The organism is Dietzia sp. SLG310A2-38A2, from assembly GCF_014145095.1.
GTDB lineage: Bacteria > Actinomycetota > Actinomycetes > Mycobacteriales > Mycobacteriaceae > Dietzia.
This window is the reverse complement of sequence record NZ_JAALDX010000047.1, coordinates 1-3,440: the sequence shown is the minus strand read 5'-3', so window position 1 is coordinate 3,440 and position 3,440 is coordinate 1. Positions and strand designations below refer to the sequence as shown.

Here is a 3,440-nt window from a genome sequence, read left to right as displayed (position 1 = left end):
CGGCCGCCGCCGAACAGGCCCCCGCCGACGCGGGTCGGGCGCCCGAGGTGAGGACCCGCGAGGTCACCGCCACCGCTGTGTACGTCAACCTCGCCACTCCCGACGCCGCGGCCCGGGTGGCCGCGATGGACGTCGACGGCGTGGGCCTGCTGCGCGCGGAGTTCCTCATCACCAGCGCGCTGGAGGGTGTCCACCCGCGCACGCTCATCGCCGAGGGGAGGGCGGAGGAGTACGTGGGCCGGATGGCCTCGGGGATCAGCACGATCGCCGCGGCCTTCGACCCCCGACCGGTGGTCTACCGCGCCACGGACCTGCGCTCCAACGAGTTCCGCGGTCTGCTCGGCGGGGAGGTCGAGGCCGAGGAGCGCAATCCGATGATCGGCTACCGCGGGTGCTTCCGGTACACGCAGGAACCGGACCTGTTCCGGCTGGAGCTGGACGCGCTGGCCAAGGTGCGGCAGAAGCACGGCAATCTGCACCTCATGATCCCGTTCGTCCGCACCGGGTGGGAGCTCCGCGCCTGTCTGGACATCATCGACGCCCATCCCCTCGGGCGCGACCCGGGCCTCAAGCGGTGGATCATGGCCGAGGTCCCGTCGGTCGTCCACTGGATCCCCGAGTACGCCGCGATGGGCATCGACGGCGTGTCCATCGGGTCCAACGACCTCACCCAGTTGACGCTGGGCGTGGACCGCGACTCCGAGGTGTGTGCGGATCTGTTCGACTCCATGGACCCGGCGGTACTGGCGTTCATCGATCAGATCATCGACCGCTGTCATGACTCGGGCCTCACGGTCTCGCTGTGCGGGCAGGCCGCGTCGACCGACCCGGCGATGGCCGAGCACCTCGTCCGCAGGGGCGTGACGTCGGTGTCGGTGACCCCGGACTACGCCGAGATCACCCGGCGGACCGTCGCGCGCGCCGAGAAATCGATCCTGCTCGATGCGGCCCGGTCGGCCGTACGGCGCCCACCTGCCGAATAAGAGCCTTTCCTCACCTTGGACGGATCGCTGACGACGCACTAACATCTGTCTTGTTACCGACGGGTAGGTTCCGGTGCACCCATGGACACCAGTGCCGACCCGCGCGGCCACCTCCATTGCAACGACACCGCACTCCGATCGGAGAAGACCGTAATGGGTCACTACAAGAGCAACGTCCGCGATCTCGAGTTCAACATGTTCGAGGTCCTGCGCATGAACGAGGCACTCGACGCCGGCGAGTTCGGCGACATGGACACCGACACCGCCAAGGGCATCCTCGACGAGGTCGCCACGCTCACCGAGGGCCCGGTCGCCGAGTCCTTCGCGTCGGCAGATCGCAACCCGCCGGTCTTCGACCCCGAGACCCATTCGGCCTCCCTCCCGGAGGACTTCAAGAAGTCGTTCCGCGCCTGGTTCGACGCCGGCTACTGGTCGATGGGCCTGCCGGAGGACCTCGGCGGCATGCCCGCACCCCGCGCGATGGTCTGGGCCACCGGCGAGATGATGCTCGGTGCCAACCCGGCGGCGTTCATGTACGGCGCAGGCCCGTCCTTCGCGGCCGTGCTCTACGAGAACGGCACCGAGGAGCAGAAGAAGTGGGCGGCCACCTGTGTCGAGCGCGGCTGGGGCGCCACCATGGTGCTCACCGAGCCCGACGCCGGTTCCGACGTCGGCGCCGGCCGCACCAAGGCCGTCAAGCAGGACGACGGCTCGTGGCACATCGAGGGCGTGAAGCGCTTCATCACCTCGGCTGACTCCGACGACATGTTCGAGAACATCTTCCACCTCGTCCTGGCCCGCCCCGAGGGCGCCGGACCGGGCACCAAGGGCCTGTCCCTGTTCTTCGTCCCCAAGACCCACTTCGACTTCGAGACGGGCGAACTGGGCGAGCGCAACGGCGTGTTCGTCACCGGCGTCGAGCACAAGATGGGTCTCAAGGTCTCCACCACGTGTGAGGTCACCTTCGGCGGACACGGCGTGCCCGCCAAGGGCTGGATCGTCGGGGACGGCGAGCTCAACCTGGGCATCCGTCAGATGTTCGACGTGATCGAGCACGCCCGGATGATGGTGGGCACCAAGGCCATCTCCACCCTGTCGACCGGGTACCTCAACGCGCTGGAGTTCGCCAAGGAGCGCGTACAGGGTGGCGACATGACCGAGATGGCGGACAAGAACGCCCCCCGCGTGACCATCACCCACCACCCGGACGTCCGTCGGGCACTCATCCGTCAGAAGGCGTTCGCCGAGGGCCTGCGCGCGGTGTACATGTACACCGCCGCCCATCAGGACGTGTCGATCGCCGAGCGAGTCTCCGGCGCCGACGGCGAGCTCGCGCACCGCGTCAACGACCTGCTCCTGCCGATCGTCAAGGGCGTCGGTTCCGAGCGGGCCTACGAACTGCTCACCGAGTCCCTGCAGACCTTCGGTGGCTCGGGCTTCCTGCAGGACTACCCGATCGAGCAGTACATCCGCGACGCCAAGATCGACTCCCTCTACGAGGGCACCACCGCGATCCAGGCCCAGGACTTCTTCTTCCGCAAGATCGCCCGCGACCGCGGCACGGCGATCGGCCACGTGTCGGCGCAGATCAAGAAGTTCCTGGACAGCGACACGTCGGGCGGGCAGCTGGCCACCGAGCGCGAGCACCTGGCCACCGCGCTCGCCGACGTCGAGGCGATCATCGGCACCTGCTTCGACCACCTGCTGGGATCGCAGGACGACCCGAAGCGTCTCTACACCGTCGGTCTGGCGTCGGTGCGCCTGCTCATGGCGTTCGGTGACCTGATGATGGGTTGGCGACTGCTCGTGGGCGCCGAGGTGGCCCTGGGCAAGCTGGACGGCGCCTCGGAGGCCGACAAGGCCTTCTACAACGGCAAGATCGCCGCCGCCAAGTGGTTCGCGAACAACGAGCTCCCGCTCATCACCGCCACCCGCGGCATCGTCGCCGGCCTGGGCAGCGACCTCATGGAGCTGGACGAGGCCGCGTTCTGACGCTCGCCTGACCGACTCCCCGCGATCCCCGGGGGTTGTGCGCTGTGTTCGGTCCCGACACGCCGCACAATCCCCGGGGATACGTGCATTTCGGGCGCACACCTCGATCCGAGGCCGGGTGGTGCGGCGGGACTCCGAGGCCGGGTGGTGCGGCGGGGAGGGTCAGTTGCCGGGCAGGACCGGGATCCGGAACTCCGGCAGGCCCGGGATCCGTATCGCGTCGTCCGGCACCGGCGGCGGCGCAACCGGGCCGGGCGCCTCGTCCGTGGGTGACGGGATCTCGACCCGACACTCCACACGGACCCGGGGCGCGTACGTGGAGGACACGGTGTCGGTGCTGACCGTGTCCTGGCCCCGCTGGACCACGCGGGTGACCCGCGCCGTGTAGCCGTCGGCACCAGGGTCCGGGGTGCACCCGGCGCCGGTGACGACGCGTGTCTCGGCGCGCCGGAGATCGGCCCGGGA

2 protein-coding genes and 1 pseudogene are annotated in these 3,440 nt (G+C 69.1%); 2 read left to right on the top strand and 1 reads right to left on the bottom strand.

Going from position 1 to position 3,440, the window contains the following annotated elements; genetic code table 11:
* Positions 1 to 983: putative PEP-binding protein (locus G6027_RS01770; protein WP_346995598.1), on the top strand; the 983-nt coding region annotated here is incomplete at its 5' end.
* A 153-nt stretch (positions 984 to 1,136) separates the two neighbouring features.
* On the top strand, positions 1,137 to 2,975 hold the full coding sequence (locus tag G6027_RS01765) for an acyl-CoA dehydrogenase (protein WP_182634852.1): 1,839 nt from the start codon (positions 1,137 to 1,139) through the stop codon (positions 2,973 to 2,975).
* Between the two features lie 162 nt (positions 2,976 to 3,137).
* On the opposite strand, the pseudogene G6027_RS01760 reads toward G6027_RS01765, so the two are convergent.
* Positions 3,138 to 3,440, bottom strand: a pseudogene (locus tag G6027_RS01760) (hypothetical protein); the annotation flags it as partial.

What these genes read in the sequence shown, in the direction of transcription:
- G6027_RS01765 (WP_182634852.1), top strand. Translation starts at nt 1,137, where the DNA reads ATGGGTCACTACAAGAGCAACGTCCGCGATCTCGAGTTCAACATGTTC.